Origin of the sequence: Acinetobacter tandoii DSM 14970 = CIP 107469, from assembly GCF_000400735.1 — a bacterium.
Lineage (GTDB): Bacteria > Pseudomonadota > Gammaproteobacteria > Pseudomonadales > Moraxellaceae > Acinetobacter > Acinetobacter tandoii.
The window spans coordinates 450,156-470,577 of the sequence record NZ_KE007366.1; the positions used below are offsets into that span (position 1 = coordinate 450,156).

Annotated in this window: 25 protein-coding genes and 1 pseudogene; 25 read left to right on the top strand and 1 reads right to left on the bottom strand. The window is 42.6% G+C overall.

What is annotated here, in order from left to right; translation table 11 throughout:
- Positions 1-9 precede the first annotated feature (9 nt).
- The 19 genes from I593_RS08745 (at position 10) to I593_RS20640 (ending at position 15,222) form a co-directional block, all read left to right on the top strand.
- Positions 10-357, top strand: coding sequence for a hypothetical protein (locus I593_RS08745; RefSeq protein ID WP_016167204.1), 348 nt, complete (start codon positions 10-12; stop codon positions 355-357).
- On the top strand, positions 354-668 hold the full coding sequence (locus tag I593_RS08750) for a hypothetical protein (RefSeq protein WP_016167205.1): 315 nt from the start codon (positions 354-356) through the stop codon (positions 666-668). The genes I593_RS08745 and I593_RS08750 overlap by 4 nt, the downstream gene beginning before the upstream one ends.
- A complete protein-coding gene (locus I593_RS08755; RefSeq protein WP_016167206.1) occupies positions 669-1,217 on the top strand; it encodes a DUF3486 family protein in 549 nt (182 codons plus the stop codon). It abuts the gene before it with no gap.
- Complete coding sequence (locus tag I593_RS08760) at positions 1,214-2,761, top strand: hypothetical protein (protein ID WP_016167207.1); 1,548 nt, start codon at positions 1,214-1,216, stop codon at positions 2,759-2,761. Before I593_RS08755 ends, I593_RS08760 begins: the two co-directional genes overlap by 4 nt.
- A gap of 66 nt (positions 2,762-2,827) precedes the next feature.
- A complete protein-coding gene (locus I593_RS08765; RefSeq protein WP_016167208.1) occupies positions 2,828-3,460 on the top strand; it encodes a hypothetical protein in 633 nt (210 codons plus the stop codon).
- 121 nt (positions 3,461-3,581) lie between these two features.
- Complete coding sequence (locus I593_RS08770) at positions 3,582-5,159, top strand: DUF935 domain-containing protein (protein ID WP_016167209.1); 1,578 nt, start codon at positions 3,582-3,584, stop codon at positions 5,157-5,159.
- Entirely contained in the window at positions 5,159-6,481 is a 1,323-nt protein-coding gene (locus I593_RS08775; RefSeq protein ID WP_016167210.1) for a phage head morphogenesis protein, read from the top strand. Before I593_RS08770 ends, I593_RS08775 begins: the two co-directional genes overlap by 1 nt.
- Positions 6,482-6,575: 94 nt before the next feature.
- On the top strand, positions 6,576-7,052 hold the full coding sequence (locus I593_RS08780; protein WP_016167211.1) for a phage virion morphogenesis protein: 477 nt from the start codon (positions 6,576-6,578) through the stop codon (positions 7,050-7,052).
- 205 nt (positions 7,053-7,257) lie between these two features.
- Entirely contained in the window at positions 7,258-8,331 is a 1,074-nt protein-coding gene (locus I593_RS08785; protein ID WP_016167212.1) for a phage protease, read from the top strand.
- Positions 8,328-8,738 (top strand): hypothetical protein, encoded by a 411-nt coding sequence (locus I593_RS08790; RefSeq protein ID WP_016167213.1) that lies wholly within the window; start codon positions 8,328-8,330, stop codon positions 8,736-8,738. The genes I593_RS08785 and I593_RS08790 overlap by 4 nt, the downstream gene beginning before the upstream one ends.
- On the top strand, positions 8,735-9,643 hold the full coding sequence (locus tag I593_RS08795; RefSeq protein ID WP_016167214.1) for a Mu-like prophage major head subunit gpT family protein: 909 nt from the start codon (positions 8,735-8,737) through the stop codon (positions 9,641-9,643). The genes I593_RS08790 and I593_RS08795 overlap by 4 nt, the downstream gene beginning before the upstream one ends.
- 11 nt (positions 9,644-9,654) lie before the next feature.
- Positions 9,655-10,083, top strand: a complete 429-nt coding sequence (locus I593_RS08800) for a gp436 family protein (RefSeq protein WP_016167215.1) — start codon at positions 9,655-9,657, stop codon at positions 10,081-10,083.
- Positions 10,077-10,685 carry a phage protein Gp37 gene (locus I593_RS08805; RefSeq protein ID WP_016167216.1) on the top strand — a complete coding sequence of 203 codons (609 nt, stop codon included), beginning with the start codon at positions 10,077-10,079 and terminating at the stop codon, positions 10,683-10,685. The genes I593_RS08800 and I593_RS08805 overlap by 7 nt, the downstream gene beginning before the upstream one ends.
- 296 nt (positions 10,686-10,981) lie before the next feature.
- Positions 10,982-11,791 carry a phage tail sheath C-terminal domain-containing protein gene (locus I593_RS08810; protein WP_026441125.1) on the top strand — a complete coding sequence of 270 codons (810 nt, stop codon included), beginning with the start codon at positions 10,982-10,984 and terminating at the stop codon, positions 11,789-11,791.
- 121 nt (positions 11,792-11,912) lie between these two features.
- Positions 11,913-12,290, top strand: a complete 378-nt coding sequence (locus I593_RS08815) for a hypothetical protein (protein ID WP_016167218.1) — start codon at positions 11,913-11,915, stop codon at positions 12,288-12,290.
- On the top strand, positions 12,290-12,601 hold the full coding sequence (locus I593_RS08820) for a hypothetical protein (protein ID WP_016167219.1): 312 nt from the start codon (positions 12,290-12,292) through the stop codon (positions 12,599-12,601). The genes I593_RS08815 and I593_RS08820 overlap by 1 nt, the downstream gene beginning before the upstream one ends.
- Before the next feature lie 65 nt (positions 12,602-12,666).
- On the top strand, positions 12,667-12,837 hold the full coding sequence (locus tag I593_RS20635) for a hypothetical protein (RefSeq protein ID WP_016167220.1): 171 nt from the start codon (positions 12,667-12,669) through the stop codon (positions 12,835-12,837).
- Between the two features lie 3 nt (positions 12,838-12,840).
- Positions 12,841-14,973 carry a phage tail tape measure protein gene (locus I593_RS08825; protein WP_016167221.1) on the top strand — a complete coding sequence of 711 codons (2,133 nt, stop codon included), beginning with the start codon at positions 12,841-12,843 and terminating at the stop codon, positions 14,971-14,973.
- 72 nt (positions 14,974-15,045) lie between these two features.
- Positions 15,046-15,222, top strand: coding sequence for a hypothetical protein (locus I593_RS20640; RefSeq protein ID WP_016167222.1), 177 nt, complete (start codon positions 15,046-15,048; stop codon positions 15,220-15,222).
- Here the strand turns inward: I593_RS20640 and I593_RS08830 are convergent.
- The gene (locus I593_RS08830) at positions 15,209-15,493 is read right to left on the bottom strand and encodes a hypothetical protein (RefSeq protein WP_016167223.1); all 285 of its coding nucleotides are present in this window, start codon (positions 15,491-15,493) and stop codon (positions 15,209-15,211) included. The genes I593_RS20640 and I593_RS08830 overlap by 14 nt on opposite strands.
- A gap of 151 nt (positions 15,494-15,644) precedes the next feature.
- Between I593_RS08830 and I593_RS08835 the strand changes: the two genes are divergently transcribed.
- From I593_RS08835 to I593_RS08860, 6 genes and pseudogenes are all read left to right on the top strand, one after another.
- Entirely contained in the window at positions 15,645-16,835 is a 1,191-nt protein-coding gene (locus I593_RS08835) for a DNA circularization protein (RefSeq protein WP_016167224.1), read from the top strand.
- On the top strand, positions 16,825-17,937 hold the full coding sequence (locus I593_RS08840; protein ID WP_016167225.1) for a phage baseplate assembly protein: 1,113 nt from the start codon (positions 16,825-16,827) through the stop codon (positions 17,935-17,937). Before I593_RS08835 ends, I593_RS08840 begins: the two co-directional genes overlap by 11 nt.
- Positions 17,934-18,410 (top strand): phage baseplate assembly protein domain-containing protein, encoded by a 477-nt coding sequence (locus tag I593_RS08845; protein WP_016167226.1) that lies wholly within the window; start codon positions 17,934-17,936, stop codon positions 18,408-18,410. The genes I593_RS08840 and I593_RS08845 overlap by 4 nt, the downstream gene beginning before the upstream one ends.
- Positions 18,411-18,418: 8 nt before the next feature.
- Positions 18,419-18,781: a phage GP46 family protein gene (locus tag I593_RS08850; RefSeq protein WP_016167227.1), complete on the top strand. Its 363-nt coding sequence runs from the start codon at positions 18,419-18,421 to the stop codon at positions 18,779-18,781.
- Between the two features lie 2 nt (positions 18,782-18,783).
- Positions 18,784-19,833, top strand: coding sequence for a baseplate J/gp47 family protein (locus tag I593_RS08855; RefSeq protein ID WP_016167228.1), 1,050 nt, complete (start codon positions 18,784-18,786; stop codon positions 19,831-19,833).
- A pseudogene (locus tag I593_RS08860) lies at positions 19,830-20,351 on the top strand (hypothetical protein); the annotation flags it as partial. The gene I593_RS08855 and the pseudogene I593_RS08860, both read left to right, overlap by 4 nt.
- Between the last annotated feature and the right edge of the window lie 71 nt (positions 20,352-20,422).

Genomic DNA, 20,422 nt, shown 5'->3' on the forward strand with positions numbered 1-20,422 from the left:
GGGGGAAATGTGGCGATTCAATTAGAAGCTTATCAATGGATCATGATCCTGATCTCGATCATAGGCACAGTTATTACGACCATTAAAATTTTATGGGGTCGAATTGAAGAAAACCTGAATAACAACTTTCAAGTGATGCAAAACAAACTTGAAGATGTTGCTAAGCAATCTGCTCAAAACTCGGATGACATCCGTGATCTAGAACGCAAGTTCTATAAGTTTCAGATTGATTTGCCACATACCTATGTTGCCCGTGAAGACTACATTCGCGGTCAGACTGTGATTGAAGCCAAGCTTGATGCACTGGCTTCAAAAATCGAGAACGTTCAAATACGCCAAGGAATGAATAAACCATGACAGATCTTGTAAAAGCCCGCCGGGAAAACATGCGCTGGTTGTTACTGAATGCACTAAACAATGCCCGTCCATTGGGGGCTATGGATGTACTTGTTCTAACAGTTGTGCAAGCTATTTATCCAGATGCCACAGCCAATGAATTACATGCCCAGTTGGCATATTTAGAAAATAAAGAACTGGTTGATATTGAACGGCAACCGGATGGACATTGGCACTCTGTCCTTAATTCTAACGGGATTGATGTAGTGGAATATACCGTGAATTGCCCTGCCGGGATTGCACGCCCAGCGAAGTACTGGGGAGGTGCATAAATGGCGAAGCAATCTGCAATTGATCAGCTCAATCCTGATGATAAGTTTTGGCTGGATACCTGGTTCAAAGATAAAGGCTTTTGTGGCTATGTCGAGATTGCTGAAATCTTGATGGAACGTGGCTACAGCATTAGTAAGTCTAGCGTACACCGTTATGGACAAAAGCTTGAACAGAAGCTTGCTGCCGTGCAAGCCAGTACTCAAGCAGCGATTTTGATTGCAGATGCTGCACCTGATGATGGCGATGTACGTTCTCAAGCGGTGCTATCACTGATTCAGACCGAGCTGTTCAATGCGCTGATTGCACTGCAAGAATCCAATGATCCTGATGCTGATCCGGCTGACCGTCTAGCACTGATTGCCAAATGCGGTAAAGGTATTGCAGAAATTACCAAAGCCTCTGTGAACCAGAAAAAATGGATGCTGGACGTCCGTGACCGTGCCGAGAAAGCAGCTCAAGCGGTTGAAAGTATCGTTAAAAAAGGTGGCTTGTCTGCTGAAACAGCGGCCTCTATTCGTGCCCAGATTTTAGGTATTGTTCAAAAATGACCGAAAACAAACCGTTAGATTTATTACAGCCTGATTTTGATAGCTCAGTACCGGCAGTCCTGTTGCCCTATCAGCAAGCATGGATTGCCAATAAGAATCCGCTCAAAGTGGCTGAGAAATCTCGACGGATTGGTTTGACTTGGGCTGAAGCTGCCGATGCCGCTTTAGAGTGTGCCAGTGACCGCAGTGCGGGTGGTCAGAACTGTTATTACCTGGGCTATAACAAGGATATGACAGTTGAGTTTATTCAGGCCTGTGCCATGTGGGCGCGTGCCTATAACCTTGCTGCAGATGAAATGGAAGAAGGCATCTGGGAAGATGGCGATAAGGAAATTAAAACGTACATTATCCGGTTCCCAAATTCAGGCTTCCGTATTGAAGCACTCACCAGCCGACCTTCCAACTTACGTGGCCGTCAAGGTCGTGTGATTCTGGATGAAGCAGCCTTCCATGAAGACTTAGACGAACTTCTTAAGTCAGCAATGGCCTTACTAATCTGGGGTGGTTGTGTCCGCGTGATCAGTACTCATGATGGTGAAGACAATCCATTCAATGAGCTGATCAAGGAAATTCGGGCAGGTAAACGTAAAGGTTATGTGTTCCGTTCTACTTTTAAAGAAGCTGTGGACCAGGGCTTATATCAGCGTGTTTGCTTGCGTAAGGGCATTGAATATAAGAAGGATGAAGAACAGACATGGATGGATGATGTCTACAGTTTCTATGGCGATGCAGCCGATGAAGAACTGGATGTCATTCCAAGTAAAGGCGGTGGCCGCTGGTTAAGCCAGGCATTGTTAGAACAGCGTCAGAAAGAAGTTCCGATTATTCGCTGGTCTGCACCAAAGAACTTTGAACAATGGTCTGAAGAGTCACGACATACTGAAATTGAAGTGCTGTTTGAGACTTTGATCAAGCCACTGATTGATTCATTGCCTAAGAAGGTTAAAAGCTTCTACGGTCTGGACTTTGCCCGTCGTTCTGACCTGTGCGTGTTCTGGCCCTTGATTGAATACCAGGACACACGCAAGCACTGCCCTTTTGTGCTTGAACTTTCCAATATGCCGTACAAGCAGCAAGAGCAGCTGTTTAAACTCATTGCCAAGGCATTACCAAATTTCAGCAAAGGTGCACACGATGCCACAGGTAACGGTGGCTATCTGGCTGAAGCCATGCAGCTTGCCTTTGGTGAAAAAATCGAAGCTATTCATTTAAGTGAAGGCTGGTATCGGGAGCATACGCCACACTTTAAGGCAGCGTTAGAAGATGGTGATATTCCCATCATTCCAAAAGATAAGGACATTATGGATGACCACCGTGCCTTTGTTTTGGTGAATGGTGTAGCACGTATTCCGCAAAAGAGATCCACTGGTGCAGATGGATTAAAACGACATGGTGACAGTGCGATTGCCCACTTACTTGCTGACTATGCCAGCAAGAATCCAAGTGCAGCGATTGAATTTATTGCGATTCCATCTAAGGATGAGATGGAACTGGAAATGAATAATGAGGGTTATGATTGGGATCGTGATGTTGGATGTATTTAAACCTTTTGATTTGTTTAAAAAATAACTAAAATATTCAAAATCTTGTATGAAAATAATGAGGGTGTAATGAAAGGTACAATTTTAGCAAGCATATTTTGTTTAGTTTTATTGGCAGGGTGTTCAAATTCTGAAGGTAAAGCTGAACCGACAGCTGTGTCAGAAAAAAAGGTTGAAAAAGAACTCACTCAAGAAGAAAAAGATAAGAAGTTCGCTGAAAATGTTGCTTCTGCGTCAACCTTAGATGAAGCGGTAAGCCGAGCAGCTCCCAAGTTAGGAGTGGAATTTCAGGACAAGGAAAAAGATAGTGTTTCTCTGGGTGCAAGTGGCCTTATTTGGTGGGCACAAGATCACTTGGTATGGAGTTCATTTGATAAAATTCCAAGTACAACCTATAACGAATTTAGAAAAGACCCATTTAGCGAAAAGGGCAAAAAAATCTGTGCCGATGTTCGTGTATCTGAGATATATACCATACGAGATAAAGATAATGTTTCCTATTTTGCAACCTTAGTTGATCGAAAATTGCCATCCCAGTTCTACCAAGCGGTTCTATTAAAATCTACAAAAAACATTGTTGAAGGCTCTAAAGTAAGATTTTGCGGGATTGCACTTGAAAATTATCAATATAAAAATATTGCAGCGAAATATACCAACTCAATTTTTATAGTTGGAATATTGGACATCCCTACTAATAAATAATGAAATTAAGCTTCGCTAAATGGGGGGCTTTTTTGTTTCAACTTAATGGAAGTACTTCCACAGCAAAACTGTACAATGCTAATTCAAACTAAGCACAATATCCGTATTGTGCTTTTTTATTATGGCTAAAAAAGATAAATCTCAGAAACAAGCGTTAGAAACCACTCAAACCGCTGACGTTGCATGGTTTCAAAACCAATGGCAAGAACACCCTGTTGTAGGTTTAACGCCTTCACGCCTTCACCAGTTGCTGTTAGGTGCAGAACAAGGCAGCTTACAAGCCCAAGCCGATCTATTCGCAGATATGGAAGAACGTGACGGTCATATTTTTAGTGAAATGGATAAACGTAAGAAAGGCGTTAATGGCTTGCCATGGGGAGTCAATCCACCTAAAAATGCCTCTGACCAGGAAAAGAAAATTGCAGAAGAAGTCTATGAATGGATTGATGAAATCCAAGATTTTGAGATGTTTCTTTTTGATGCTATGGATGCTGTTGGTCATGGCTACAGTTGCCAGGAAATTAAGTGGCAGCGCTTAGGTAATTTATGGCTGCCAGAAAGCTTCGAACATCAGCTTGCACGCAATTTCATGACTCCAGTCAATCAGCCAAATAAACTGCGACTGAATGATGGTTCTATGGAGGGTGCCGAGTTCTGGGACTTCGGCTGGTTTATTCACCGCCACAAAGCCAAGTCCGGCTATATTGCACGTTCAGGCCTGCACCGTGTATTAAGCTGGCCGTTCCTGTTTAAGAATTATGGTGTCCGTGATGTCATGGAGTTTTTGGAAATCTATGGCTTGCCGATCCGCATTGGTAAATATCCTGAAGGTGCAACGGCTGAAGAGAAAATGACTTTGCTTCGAGCCGTGATGAGCATTGGGCGTAATGCCGGTGGCGTCATTCCTAAAGGCATGACCATTGATTTTGAAAATGCGGCCAATGGTGATACTGACAATCACATGGCACTCATTAAATGGTGTGAGCAGACCCAGTCCAAAATCATTGTGGGTGGAACATTGCTGAGCCAGGCTGATGGCAAGACCAGCACCAATGCACAAAGTCAAACCCATGAAAACCAGTTTGAAGTCATTATGAAATCGGATGCCAAGCAGCTTGCCCGATCTATCAATGATTCGCTGATGACGCATCTCATGCGTTTGAACTACCCCAATATCACCCCAGACCGTTATCCAAAGTTTTATTTTGATTTAACGGAAACAGAAGACCTCAAAGTATTTAGCGAATCCATTGGCGCCCTTGTAGATAATGGTATGAAAATTCCATTGCGCTGGGCACATGAGCGAACCGGTATTCCGATGCCTGCAGATGACCAGGAAGAAATTCTGCAAAAATCGCCTGCACAATCTGCAAGTCCCGCCCCTAACCTTGCAGCCAATACTTTTTTACCGCAACTTCTAACGCAACGTCTGGCTGCCAATACAGTGAGCGTCCCGTTAGAAGACCAGGCAATGCAACTGCTATTAAACGAACAAGTAGAAAAAAGTCAGGCTGTATCTGAGCAATGGCTTTCAGGTTTAGTCAAGAAATTACAAACCGGAAATGAGGAAGAAGTACTGCAGCTGCTGTCGGATCTGCATCCGCATGATGATGAACCGGCATTGCAGGAAAAGCTGACTCAACTGATTTTTGCATGTGAAATGCTGGGCCGTTTAAGTGCTGAAGCGGAGGCTGAATAATGCCAACCCCTCACCGTCCTGAATTAAACGCCCTGTTTAATAAGCCTCCTGCAGATGCTATTGAGTACCTGCAATCCAAAGGCTACAAAATTGGCTGGGACTGGCATCAGACTTTGGATGATGCTCATAGCCGGGCATTTACTGTGGCTAAAGTTGCCAAGCTGGATGTACTTCAGGACATCCGAAAGTCGTTAATTACTGCTTTGGAAAAAGGTCAGAGCTTTGAAAAATGGCAGGCTGAGATTACCCCGATACTTCAGGAAAAAGGCTGGTGGGGGAAAAAGACTGTGATCAATCCTGCTGGCCAGGAACAGGAAGTTCAGCTCGGATCACCGCGTCGGCTACGCACGATTTACCATACCAATATGCGTTCAGCGTTTAGTGCTGGACGTTATAAGGCCATGCTGGAAGCGACTGAAACACGTCCATTCTGGGAATACCGCCATATCACTATGGTGAACTACAGGGAAGAACATAAAGCCTGGAATGGACGTATTTTAAGAGCAGATGACCCTTTCTGGACGGTGGCCTATCCGCCTTCTAAGTTTGGCTGTAACTGTCGTGTCATTGCTAAATCAGCCAGTGAAGTCGAAGGTAAAGAGATCTTAAGCAGTGAAGGATATCAAACCCAATACTCTGAAAAAATTGGCGTAGACAGTTTTACGGGAGCAGATGTTTATGGAACACGGCAACGTTTTGACATTCCTACTCAAGATGGCACCACACTGACCTTTAGCCCTGCTGCCGGATTTAATAACTCGCCTGCGACCAGTTATGCCATGGATCAGGTACTGGCAAACCGTGCTACCAAGTATCTGGGCAATGAACAGGGGGTAAAACAGGTCCAGCAAATCATTACAGCACCAGTTCGGCAAAAGGCGCATTATGCCTTTATTGATAATGCGCTGAGCTTTGGCAAAGCCCAGGGCAAAACCAGTACTGTAGGCGTATTACAGGCTGAAGATATTGTGTTTTTACAAAGTAAAGGCCAATCAATAGAAAGCCCGATCGTGACCATTGCTGACCGTTTATTGATTGGCAAAAAAGCAAAACGGCATGAAACCGCTGGAGATGCTTTAAGTACTGCGGAATGGCAGGAGCTGCCGCTGCTCATCGCTCAAGTAAAAACTGTTTTATATGATGTAAACAATGACAGTGTTTTATATGTGCTTAGAGGTATGGATAGTGAGGAGCAAAAAGTCATTAAGCTTTCTTTACGCGCTCAAAATGGCGTCATTGAAATTGTGAGTATTTTTAAAGTTAAACAGTCAGATATTTCAGCGGGGGTCAAATCGGGACAATATGAAGTCATTCGAGAGTGAGATGGCGGCCGACTTGCACAGCATAATATCAATGCCTTGCGGCATTCATAACCTTTCTATTTGGAAACTACCATCTCAGAGTTCAGTATAGATTATGAGCATCATACAAATCAATAATGACGAGTTAGTCAGAAAGTTCACTAAAGTCGCTTTGGGATTGAGCCGCCCGAAGGACTTAACTTCAGCAATTGCTGGTAGCTTCCTCACCATTGTTGAAGACAACTTTGATGCCCAGGGTCGCCCAGCTTGGGCTGGATTAAGTCCAGTTACTGAGGCCAGACGTAAGCCAGGCAAAATTCTAAGCCAGTCTGGACAACTTAGAGACAGTATTCAGCCAGACTCTAACGATACTGAAGCCAGTATTAGTACTGCTGATCCCAAGGCAGCAACTCATCAATTTGGTGCCAAACAAGGTCAGTATGGAAAGTCCTCACGAGGTGGACCAATTCCCTGGGGAAATATCCCTGCGCGTTCATTTATGCCTATGGATGAAAATGGCAATTTGCAACCGGAGGCAGAGAATGCCATTTATGACGATGTAGATTATTTTTATCAGAAGCTACTCGATTGAATTAAATATAGCGTTAGATAGCCGTTAGATTGTTTTTAATCATCTCTTGAAAACAGATTCGATGAATCTTGAATGAAATATTTTTTGTGTCTTAAATCGCCTTACAACGCTAAATAGAAAAATACGCAAAATAAGGAAATTCTTCCAACTCTAAAGCCCTTCCTTTTTTTTCATACTCAAACTTCTTAAAACCTGAAGCAGAAGTATGAAGCTTAAAACATTGATTGCTGCTTGCTCAATGAGTTTATCAGCACAGTCTGAACATTTCGTGATTATACCCGAGGGTGAATTCAGTGGCATTGATGGTCGTCCCTTTGATGCACCGACATGGATTTTAACTCCGGAGCGTGGTCATGAAATTGTCGCTGTACTGAATCAACGACACATTGACATGGTCATTGATTATGAGCATGCCACTTTAAAAGCAATTGAAACTGGTGAGCCTGCTCCTGCTGCTGGATGGTTAAAACCCAATGGTTTTGTCTATGTAGAAGGAGTCGGAATATGTAGTACTCAATTTGAATGGACCGATAAAGCGAAAAACTTTATCGCTTCGGGTGAATACAAATACATCTCTCCAGTGCTCTTTTACAACAAAACCGGTGCAGTTATCGGACTGCATAGTGTTGCGCTTACCAACAAACCTAATTTAGATCAGTTGCCTGAAGCCAAACTTGCAGCAGCTGCTCAAGACTTTTTATCAACATTTCAGGATTCAGAAATGAATGAAGAATTATTAGAACGCTTGCGTTGGATGTTGAATCTGCCTGTCTCTGCAACTGCTGATGACATTATTGCAGAACTCAACAAACTCGCTTCTCAGTTGACTGAAACAACAGGCACTACCGTTGCTGCTAATGCTCAAAACTTATTTGATGCAGTCGCTGCAATTGAACAATTAAAAGTGGCTGCAAACAGTCAGTCTGAACCAGATCCAATGCTGTATGTGCCAATGGCAGTTCATAAAGAAGCTTTGGCTCAGGCAACTTCTGTAGCTGCAAATGCACAGGCCAAAGAAGTGGATGACCTGATTTTAGCGGCATGTTCTGACGGTCGTCTAACAGGTAAGGCCACGATTGATTGGGTCAAGGACAAGGCCAAAACCAATCCGGAATTTGTGAAGTCTTATTTAGGGGACTTACCCAAAATCGCGGCGTTGAATCAGCAGCAGACCCAAACCGTCAATATTGCAGCAAATACCCAAACAGCAGCTTACACACCTGAAGCTTTAGAAGTTGCACGTTTAATGGGTGTTGAATTACCAGGAGCAAATGCATGAGCAGTATTTTAAGCGGGTCAGACCGCCAAACCCCACGTCGTGATTTGGGTCTTATTTCTGTCAAGTTGAAAGCCAATGCCATTATTCGTGCTGGTTTCATCGTCGTGGCAGGATCAACCGGTTTTGCTGAAGAAGGTAAAACGGCAACGGGTCTAACTTATTTAGGGATTGCAGATCAAACCATTGATAACACTGGTGGTGCAGATGGTGATGTATCTGTTTTAGTGCGTACACATGCTGCATTTTTATTGGATAACTCAAGTGCAGATGCGGTAGATCAAACCTTAATTGGTAAGAAGTGTTATATCCATGATGCTTCAACGGTCTGCAAAACATCAGCCACAAACACAAAATCAGAATGTGGTGTGGTTTTAGAAGTAACTACTGAAGGGGTATGGGTAGCATGAAAATTAATGGTGCAACAATTGCAGGCTTATTTGTCAGCCTTAACTCGGCATTCACAAACGCTTTCTCTGCTGGTGAAGCAGAATGGCCTGAAATTGCTACAGAAGTTCCAAGTACAACCAAAGCGAATGACTATACCTGGTTAGCTAATTTCCCAGGCATGAAAGAATGGGTTGGTAAAAAGCAAGTCAAGAAGCTGTCTGAATATAATTATGTAATTGTGAATAAGCCATACGAAACTACCATTGCTGTAAGTCGTGATGACCTTGAAGATGATCAACTTGGCATTTATAAAGCTCAAGCTGAAGGTGCAGGTTATGCAGCAAAGCAGTGGCCAGACGAATTAGTCTATGGTGCAGTTAATGGCGGTTTTACGAAAAAATGCTATGACGGTAAAGCATTCTTTGCAACCAACCATCCCAACGGAAAGTCAACTGCATCCAACAAAGGCACTAAAAAACTTTCAATTGAAAGTTTTGCCAAAGCTCAAGCTTCATATGGTGCTGCACGTACTCAAATGCAGTCTTTAAAGGATGAAGAAGGCCGCCCACTCAATGTACGTCCAAACATCTTACTGGTGCCACCCGCACTGGAAGACATCGCCAATGCGTTAATGACGGTGACGCAACTCGAAGATGGTAAGCCAAACCCTTACAAAGGTACAGCAAAAGTAAAAGTGTCTGGCCGTTTAACAGACCCAAATGCATGGTTCTTGATAGATACCTCTAAACCGCTTAAGCCATTCATTTATCAACCACGTAAAAAGCCTAATTTTGTTCAGCAAACCACCGCTGAATCTGATGCAGTCTTCATGGAAGGTGAATTCAAATTTGGTGCAGAAGCCCGTGGTGAAGCTGGGTATGGTCACTGGCAGCTGGCCTACGGCTCTGATGGTACTGAAGCATAAGGAGTACGGCCATGTTTGCAACGCTTGAAGCAATGACGGAAAAATTTGGTGAGCGTGAACTCATTGGCCTTACGGACAATGAAAAGCCTTATCAAGATGTAATTAACATGGACAAGCTGAATGCTGCGATGGATGAAGCAAACAGTGAAATCGAAGGTTATATTGCTGCTCGTTATTCCCTGCCGTTGCAAACTGTGCCGCCATTTCTTAAGTCCTTAGCGTGCCACATGGCACGCTACCATGCCTGCACCGGGGCAATGTCAGATAATGATCCCATTAAAACCCGTTATGAAAATGCGGTTAAATCCTTGAAAGAAATTTCAAAAGGAACGATTGCTTTAGGTGGTTCACCCGTTGGTGAAAGCACTCCAGTAAAAACTTCAAATAATAGCGTGGTGATGAACATTGGACGGCATGACTTCGGAGGTCGTGGATGGTGAATCTGGATTTAGGCACCATTGAGCAAGCCATTAAAGATGTGCTTGCAAAACAGGTTCAGAGCAGAGCATGGGATTGGATTCGGGAAATTAAAACCTATGGCGGTGAATTTGATGACGATATCTCCACTATCGTGAATCACTTCCCTGCTATCTGGGTGGCTTTCGTAGGCTCTGGAACACCTAAAAAAACCAGCCATAACAAAACTGAATACCCTGTTACTTTTGTGGTTCTAGTGGGTGCTCAATCCGTTAGAAATGAAGAAGCCAGACGTCATGGTGCAGGTTCAGACATTGGCACCTTTGCCATGCTTCATCACGTTCAAAACCTTTTGATCGGGAATGATTTGTCATCTGAAGGTGTGAAAGGACTGAGTCCTTTAGAACTTGGCAAAACTAAAACCATTTTCAATACAAAAACTCGCAGCCAATCAATCAGTGTGTTGTCTCAAGAACTCACGACGCAATACACCATTACTGCTTCAGATCGGGACCGTGAAGAAGCGGCAACTGAATCTGAAATCCATAAAGTTAATTTTGATTATTACTTTCAGCCTAATGATACGCATGTTGATGAAAGTGATTTAGTCAATCTGAAGGAATAATAAATATGCCGCCAGTTCAAGCAGGTATTAAAACACCAGGTATTTATACTGACGTAAATATCAATACGCAGCGTGCCGGTCTTCCATCAAATGAACATAAAGTTTTATTTGTGACCGACGATGCAAAAGTAATGGCTCAGCCCGTTGCGATTTATGATGAACCTGATGCAGCAGATAAGATTGTTGCCAACAGTAAAGTCGGCAAGATGATTAAAGCTGCTGTTAAAACGAATCGTTTGGTTGATGCCTATGCAATTACTTTGGCAGTGGATAATACAGATCCTCAAGTGCCATTTATTGATGTAGATGAAACCTTAGACATCATTTCACCCTTGGGCCATACCATTATTGCCTTAAATAGCGCACCGACTGTAGGTGATCAGACCATGGCATGGACTGACCATTTACACTTTGTCAGTGATGCAATTGAACAACGTCCGGCTATTTTGGTTATTCCTTTTACGGATATTGATGCAGCAACCACATTTGCTGCCCAGGCTCCAGTTGAAACAAGCTATCGAATTGTTGTTGCCTGTTATCATGGTGCCACAGGTCAAGAGGCTGAAATTGCTGGAGCACTGGCCGCTGCATTGGCTGACTCTAACGACCCGGCTGTGCCATTCAACGGGGGAAATTTGGGTGGGGTTGAGCCAGTTGAAGACCGCTATAAACTCACTTTTGAACGCCAGGAACGTGCTCTTAAAGCAGGTGTCTGTGTGATTGCTACTGGTGCTGATGGTAAACCTGAAATTGTTCGTGCCGTATCAACCTATCGGAAAAATCCGGACACCGGTTTAGCTGATGATTTAATGCTGGACATCAACGGTGCTTTAACCATTGATTACGTGCGTAAAGTCATGCGTACAGCGGCTTCTAAAGAACGTCGTCGTAAAAATACCGCAGCCCAGCGTCGTAACTTGCGTTCAATCTTCCTGGCTGAGGCATTAAAACTAGACCATGCTGAAATTCTGCAGAATGTGAAAGAAACAGCTGATGAACTTATAGTTACTGAAGATGCAACGGATCGCTATCGTGTGAATGCTTCGATTCCAGCGGACTGGGTGCGTGGTATGCATGTGGTTGCTGCAACATTAAATGTTTATTGATCACTACGTTTATCGACCTAAAAAACCACCTTCACGGGTGGTTTTTTTATGGAAATATTTCCGCATCAAATACATATCAAAGTCTGCAAAAGTAGGTCATCTTTAATAAGAGGCTTTAAAAATGGCTGAAGAAGCTGTTGGATCAATCGTCCTGATTGTGGATGGCAAAGAATATGACTGCGCCTCATGTGAAACACAAAAACAAACAGGCCGTCGTCCAGTACCCACAATGAACCGTGAACGTCGTAATAAGTATCGTACTAGCGGCGTTAAATCATATACTTTAAATGCTGCAGTGATTATCCCGGATGGTAAAGACACCGTGGATTGGGACAACATTGTAGATGCACGTATCTCTATTGAATCCCCTTCTGGTGGATTCCGTGAAACTTACATCGACTGTTCTACAAGTGAAGTCAGCGAGTCTTACAGTGTTGAAGGTGAAACCCGTCGTAACCTGTCTATGTTTGCTCTCGATATGCTTAAGGAGAGCATGTAATGGATCAGCTCAAAATTGAAGGCACCTTGCCTGTCGCATTAAAAAAGTTGGTGGGTCAAACTACAATTGAAAGTAAGCAAATTGTCATGAAACAGCTTACGGCAATTGAATACTATGATGCTCAAGCGAAGCTATTGCCAGGGCAATATATTGGCATTGGTGATCTGGTTGCCATGACTAAAATGGTCGATAAGGACGGCCAAGAGCATGAGATTACTTATGACATGCTTGGGCATTCGTCTAAGTCCAACCTGGACTATTTGAATAGAAAAAAAGAAGAGCTTGAAGCAAAGGAGCAAGCCGAGAGCTAAAACTTAGGGCACGGTTAATTCGTGCCCTTTTCGTTATAGGCATACCTTATGTAGAGGCCAAAAATATGCCTCTACATTTGGCCATGGCACTACTTAGTGATGAGCGGCTAGACAATACTCATCAGAATAAACCTCGTGAATCTAACGCTGTTCCACAACAATCTAATGTGCCTAAATCATCTGGCAATACCACCTATGTTTCAACTGTTCGCAAGCATTCAAAACCAAAGGCATAAACTATGAGCGGAAAAAATACTACGGTCTCGTTAACGCTGCAGATTAAAGGCAATGCGGGTCAGGAAATGAAAAAAATTTCCGATCAGCAAATTCAAGCGACAACTAAAATTAATCAGCAATGGACACAGATCGGTTCCGCTAATGCCAAGTTTGTACAAACAGCGAAAGCTGGAACTCAAGCCACTGTCAATACGGCACGCGCAGGTGAAAATTTATTACGCACCAACCGGATGCTTGAAGGGGTGCTTCGCCAGCAATCAATTCAGACCAAGTTGCAAAGCCAACAACTAAAACAACAACAAGCCAGTGCTCAGCAAATGGCGAACTGGATGAAACAGGTTGCGCAGTCGAGTCGGCAAACCAAGCAAGAAGCCCAGCAAACCGTTTCATTCTGGCAAAAAGGTGTAGCGCTTGGTGGTGCTGCTGTTGCTGGTGGTGCTGTTATTTCCAGTGCATTACAGAAGCCACGTGATTACGAAAAACAACTGACATACATAACAGCTACTGCAACAGGTGGACAAGGGCTCTCTACTGCTGAACGATTAAAAAGCAGAGAGACTCTTAATAGTTATATTAAAACGGCTGTTCGCAATGGAGGTGGAACACGTGAAGATGCCGCGGAGGCAGCAAATGCACTTATTGCTTCAGGGAAGTATGACTTGAATACTGTAGGACCAGCATTAGAGGCGGCAGTAAAAACAGCTTTCTCTGCTGATGCTGATGCTAAAGATGCTGCAACCCTTACTGTCCGCATGCAGGATTTTGGTTTAACTGACTTGCAAAAAGGACATGATATTGCTGTTCGTGGTGCGCAACTAGGTAGCTTCGAATATAAAGATCAGGCGAAATGGTTGGCACAGCAAATGGCTGCTGCAAAAGCAGCAGGTTATTCTGGTGAAAAAGGATTTGTAGAATTGGTTGCAATGAACCAAGTCGCAATGTCTACAGCAGCTACAACCGATGAAGGTGGTAATAACCTTGTTAACCTTTTGGGTAAATTAAGCAGTACTGATTTTTCAACTGCTGTTGCTAAAGCAGTAGATAATACGGATGGTTTACCCACCAAAGCAATTAAAAATAAAAAAGGTAAAGTGGTTGGTCAGGAATTTGATTGGACAACCTATTCAATGGCAGAACGTGAAAAAGGTGTTTATGGTGTCGATGCTTTTGTGAAGTTGTTAGAGCGTCAACTTCAAGGTAATTCTCAATATCAGGATTTACAAAAAAAAATAGCGAACACAACCGATAATGAACAACGTAAATCCATACTTGAAGATATGAGTAATATTGCTTCAGGCAGTCAATTAGGCGAGTTTCTAGCAGATCGGCAAGCACTTATGGCTGCTCTGGCCGTATATTACAAAAAAGATGATTTAAGTAAAATGAAGGAGATTTTACCTAATGCAGGTGGCACTGTTGCCAGTGAATATGACTTGATTAGTCAAGGTGGTTTCGCAAAAAAAATAGCTATGGATCAAGAAAAACTTTTTTCTCAATCAAAAGCTTATGATGCAGTATCTGGACCACTAGGCACTTTTCAAGAAAAAATCACAGATGTAGCTAGAGAAAATGAAACATTAGCTGCTTCTGCTTATGCAGCGTCAGTTGCATTGGCTGCCGTGGCAGCAGCAGGAGCTGTAGGTACTGTTTTAGGTGGTGGTAAAGGTGGTGCAGGTAAAGTCATTGGCGGTGCTGCATCGGCTGCAAGAGCTGGTGGTGGTTTACTTACAGCAGGTGCTATGAGTACTGCTGGACAGGTTGCTATTGCTGGTGGTGTTGGTTATGGCATAGGAACAGGTGTTCGTGGTGCATATATGACCACTGAAACGGGCCAAAAATTTGATGACAAGCTTGGGGAAACCATCACCAAAACACTTGCTCTTTTTGGCAACGATAATGCTAAAGCTGCATTAGATGCACAAGCAAAGTATGATCAAATGATTGCTGAGCAACAAACAAATAACCAGTACAGCAAAGAGTTAATTGGCAGCATCAAAACATTGATCAATGTTACCAGCCAGAATAAACCTGTCATTAATATGCCTGGTAGTCCACTCATGCAATCCATGTCTTCAAACTCTGCAAATGAAGAGAAACGGCATGGTGCACCACCCGCTTATTTGATGAGGAAATAAGGAAATCATTCCAGCTTTCAGATAATCGAGTTGCTTACAGAATGTATTTTTAACCTATTAAGAAGTAATCTAATGTCAAAGAATACTCGTTTAATCATTGAAATTGATGGTGATACACAGTTCTCGCGCTGCAATTTTGAAGGTGAAAAAATTGGTCTTACTCCATTAGACCCTGAAGTATTAAAAGCCGTAAAAGCGCAGTTACAAGATGCGCTTTTACAAGTTGAAGACTTACTTAACCACACGTAAGTTCTTTATTCAGATTTCTTAAAACATCATTCCAAGTTAATGATTTAAAAAATGGATGCCATGGTCGTGGTGCAATAAATTTCATCTGACGACCATGCAGCCACACTGGAACAACCGTACCAGCTAAACCAGCACTTCTTGCATAGACCTGTAAAGAATCTACAATTTCAAATTGTTCATTGTCGGTCTTATATTCAAAATTATCATCTAAAGGAATAATAATCATATTTTGCCCCTGCTCTCGCAGATGGGCAATTTTGTATTTACTCATTTTTGCTGCCTTTTTTTAGTGAAATTTATGCCAGTTGGCTTTTAATTTATTACCATTTTTTCTGTTTTAATCAAGGTATTTAAGGAAATTCTTCCACGCTTAAAAATATCAACTATCATTAAAAATAACCTCACAATAAGTGGGGTTTTTTATGGGTTGGGCTACAGATTTACATGATGCAAGTTTTCGCGGAGTACAGTTCGAATGTACGACGGTTAGCGATTCTTGGTCTAAAACTATTGCTACACATCAAGCCCCCTACTCTAATGCCGCATCTGTGGAAGATATGGGCAATGATCCTCGTCGGATTTCTATCCAGGCAGTCTATGCAGGTGAAGACTATTTAACCTGGCTAAATGCCCTTTTAGCCGCTCTACAGGAAAATGGTCCAGGTGAACTCATCCACCCAATTTTTGGTATTTGCTATGCTCAAGTCACAAATCATAATGTGAATCATGATGTTGATAATTATGATGCTTGTTCATTTTCAATTGATTTTGTCATTGCAAAAAGTCAAAAAACTAAACGCTTTATTCCATTAAAAACCCAAAGTTTTATTCAGCCGACTTACATCATTGCTAACCCTGCAGCTGCACTTAAGCAAGCGTTAGAAAAGTTAAAGCTGAATGATAAGAATGCCTTTTTTAATGTCGTTAATAAAATTCGAACTGGCTTACAAACAGTCCGTAATGTTATGGGCATTGCCAAAAATGCTATAGAAAATATCTTGTCTCCAGAAACTTGGGCGACTGGCTTAATTGATGACATTACTGGTCTTGTCACTTTTGATATGAGCATTTCAGCCGTTTCAAAATGGCGCGATGTGATTAAGCGTATTCAGCGATTTGATAAGCTATTTGATACTGATGATGCTCAAAATGAACCTGTTGAATTAAAGCAATTATGGCGTGCTACACAAGTTGCATCTGTCGTTGCGATTTCACAAAGTGTCGTTGCAACTGTACGCAATGAAATGGCACAAAATCAAGAAACGAGTTTTACCCCAGTTGAACTTGCAGTCATTCGTCAGCAGAACCGTCAAACCTTGCAACAGGTTATTAATATTGAAAGAGAACAGGTCTCTTTAGGTATTGATGCTGTTAGCCAGATTCAAGTTTATAAAGAAATTGCCGACCAGATTCATTTACAGATTCAAGAACTGATTGAAGTTCACCCCCCAATTACAACTGCAAGCATTCAAGTACCTTGTACCCTACATTGGTTGGCCCACTTTTTATATGAAGATATGGAGCGTGCCCATGAAATTCGTCGCTTAAATCCTGATTTGGTCAACCCTGCTGTATTGCAGCCTGGCATGGAGATTACTGTCTATGCTCGATAATCAGGATAAGGTGATTCGTTTGATCATTGGCGGTTTTGAAATCAATACCTGGGATGATGCATCTATTGATTCAGCTATAGATACTCCTGCAGAACAATGGAGTTTTAGCCTGTTCAGTGATGATGACTTAGAACTCCCCGCCTCAGTGAAATCAGGTGCCAAGGTACAAGCTTATTATGGTAATGAACTGATTCTGACCAGTACTGCTGATGCTGTGGATGAAGGCTGTGATCGTTCTGGCTATGCCCTTAAAATTTCTGGTCGTGATCTGGTAGGTCAGCTGATTGATTGTTCAGTACCCATCTTTAATGGTCGTCAAATGAATCTTGAAGAACTCATTAATAAATTTGTTCTTTCTGGTGACATGGGGCCTTTATTCAATAATTTTAAAATTCAAAACAATTCCTGGCTAAAAAATAAAATTTCTGTTGAGCCTGGCGAATCGCTTTGGGATGCAATTGTAAAAGCTGCTCAAGTGACAGGTCAGCATGTTTGGCTTGAACCTGATGCAACGCTGGTTATCGGTGATCCTTTCAAAAATGCGTATCAGGCTGAAACCAGTCTGCAATTAATCCGGTACAGCGATGCAAATAATGTACTTGATGCACGTTATACCGAAGATGTTTCCAATGTATTTACTGACATAAAAATTTTAAGCCAGGATGCGAAAGGTCAACATATTTTGGCAATTGGATCTGCTGAGACACAGCTTAACCATAAGCGTTTAAAAATCGTTTCTTTAAGTGATGTCGAAACTAAGGCTGAAGCTGATGCAGCGTTAGAAAAGATTAAAAAAGACAATAATCTTCAAGCCTATTCCATGCTTGCAACAGTGCCAGACTGGACACTTGATGGCAAAGTCTGGTCAACAGGTTGGTATATCAATTTTGAGACCAACCGTTTAAGTCGTGCAACAGCGAAATGGGCTGTCGTTGGACGCACCCTCACCCTGTCCAGGGACAATGGTAAAAAGACTTCTCTTAAATTGCACCGTCAAGGCGATTGGGCACAACCGCTGCTTTATAAAGATCCTCAAAAGTCCACATCAAAAAAATCCAAGAAGACCAAAACGGCCAAATCAGATAAGGAAGAAAAGAAATGATTGAAGCTGTTCAGCGTCAAATACAAAAAGGCTTGGGACAAATTAGACAAAGTTTCTTGGGCATTGTGGCACGTGGTGGATCAAAAATGCTGCAGTTTACTGGTTTTGCAGATGAAGTACTGGATGAAGTTGAACTGATTCAGCAGGTCGGATTTAGCTCATTTGTTCCAAAAGATGCACGTGTAGTCGTAATCCCTCTGCAGGGCAAGACCTCCAAGTCCGTTGTTATTGCTACTTCAGGCGGTGCAATTGTTGTTGATGTTAATGAAGGTGAAACCTGTATTTATGACCAATTCGGGCACTCTGTCTGGTTAAAGGAAGACGGTACGCATATTGAGGGTGATTTGTTCGTCAATGGCAAAGTTCAAGCGACGGATGATGTGATCGATAAGAAAAGTTCTATGCAGGATATGCGTGAAATTTATAACGGCCATACCAATGGCAATACACCTCAGCCAAGCCAGAAAATGTAGGTGATCACATGGCGAATATCAATTTAGAAACGAAAGATTATGTGTTGCTCAGTCTTGATGCTACGTTCAGCAATGATGATGTGCAGTGTGTCTGCCAACGTCTTGGCATTCACCGTGGTAAGTATTGGGCGAATCCATATTTAGGCAGCCGTTTATATACCTTAAAGCAATCTAAGGACCTCAGCCGAAATGTTTTATTGGCTAAACAATATGCAGAAGAAGCGCTTGAAGATTTAGTTCCCGATCGCTTTGACTCTATCGTTGTAAGTGCATCTCAGTCAGAAAGAAGCCGAGTTGATTTAGTTATTGATGTAACACGCTTAACTGGTGAAAGCCAAAAAATTCCTTATTTCGTACCAGTGGGAGGCTAAGCATGTATTCCATTCCTACTTTTTCAAAACTACATCAAATTATTGTTCAAGAGATCCGTAACCAGACTGGACTCACCATTACACCAGACTCCGATGCTTCCATCCGTGCAGATGGTACAGCTGCTGTTGTTGAAGGCCTATATCATCACCAAGCTTATATTCAACGTCAGCTTTTTGTACAAACTGCTGATGAGCCTTATCTCTACATTCATGCTGAAGAACTCAATGTTCCGCGTCTGGGTGGTACGCGTGCTGCCGGTACTGTTAAAGCAAAATCTAACGCTGAAATTACCATTGAAGCCGGGACAAAACTCACTGATGGAAAAGGCCATTTTTGGAGTGTCATTTCTACAACAGTGGTTCAGCCGAATATCACAACTGAAATCAGTGTAACTGCAGATCAAATCGGTGCTTCCTGGAACTTCACAGGTGCCTCATTGCTTTGGGTCAGTCCAATTGCCGGCCTAAATGGTACTGCTGAAGTGGTTTCTATTGCTGGTGGTTCAGATCAAGAAGAACTGGAGGCATGGCGTGCTCGTATGCTTGCAAGCAAACAACTTGGCCAGGCGCGTGACCGTGAATCTGACCTTGAACGGGCTATGAAAAGTGTTCCTGGCATCGGCAAAATTTATATTTATAAAAAGCGTCGGGGGCTGGGTTCCATGGATGTTGCCATTACTGCTGTTGGCAATCCACCCACATTACCAAATCAAGCACTAAAAGATGCAGCCCAACTTGTATTAGATGAAGAAGCAGGATTCTGGGCAGATTGCCGTGTTTATTCACCTACAGAGCAGTTATTAAATATTAGTGCTGTAGTAAAGGGTGATGGTGTGAATTACACCGATGTTGAAACCACGATCCGAAGTTATATTGCTGAGCTTGCACCAGTGGAAGAATACCAGGCCAATGTCCTTGTTTCGCGCATTATGGCTTTGGCGAATGTTGAAGATGTCACACTGTCACCAAATGCCAATATTCAGCCGATTGTGAACTGGATGCATACCTACTGGCTTCGCGCAGGCACTGTGACAGTGAGCGCAGCATTATGAACTTAGAACAAACAACTGACCTTTATGCATCAATATTACGTCAATTATTGCCTGTGGGCGGTTATGACCCATCTCCTAGTACTGAGGCACTATCTGTAGATGTTTATGCTCATGCAAAGCTGTTTGCTCAAGCTGATTTAGATGCAAAACGCATACTCAGTGTTTTGGAAGCAATTCCACAAGAGCTGATCAACGAATATGAACTAGAGTATGGCTTACCGCTGAAATGTACTGTGAATGCCAGCAGAACAGTTGAAGAACGTTTGCAGATTTTAAACTGGGTTCGTACAAGTCGAAATGTATTGAACCGGGCTTATTTAGAGCAGCTTTTGGCTATCTTTGGCGTTGTTCTAATAGATATTGTGAAGTTTAAGCCTTTGTTATGTACTGCGGCCTGCGACTCTCCAGTCAATACAGAGCAACTACGCTATAAGGTCTTTTTAAGACTTCAATATCCTATGAATGCGGATATGAGCTGTATTGTTGAAAACTATTTGCCAGGTTACTTGCGTATTGAGTGGATGATTGATATGCCTTGGGGCGACTGGATTCTTAATCCTGGTGTAACTGTAAATGCAAACGGTATTGC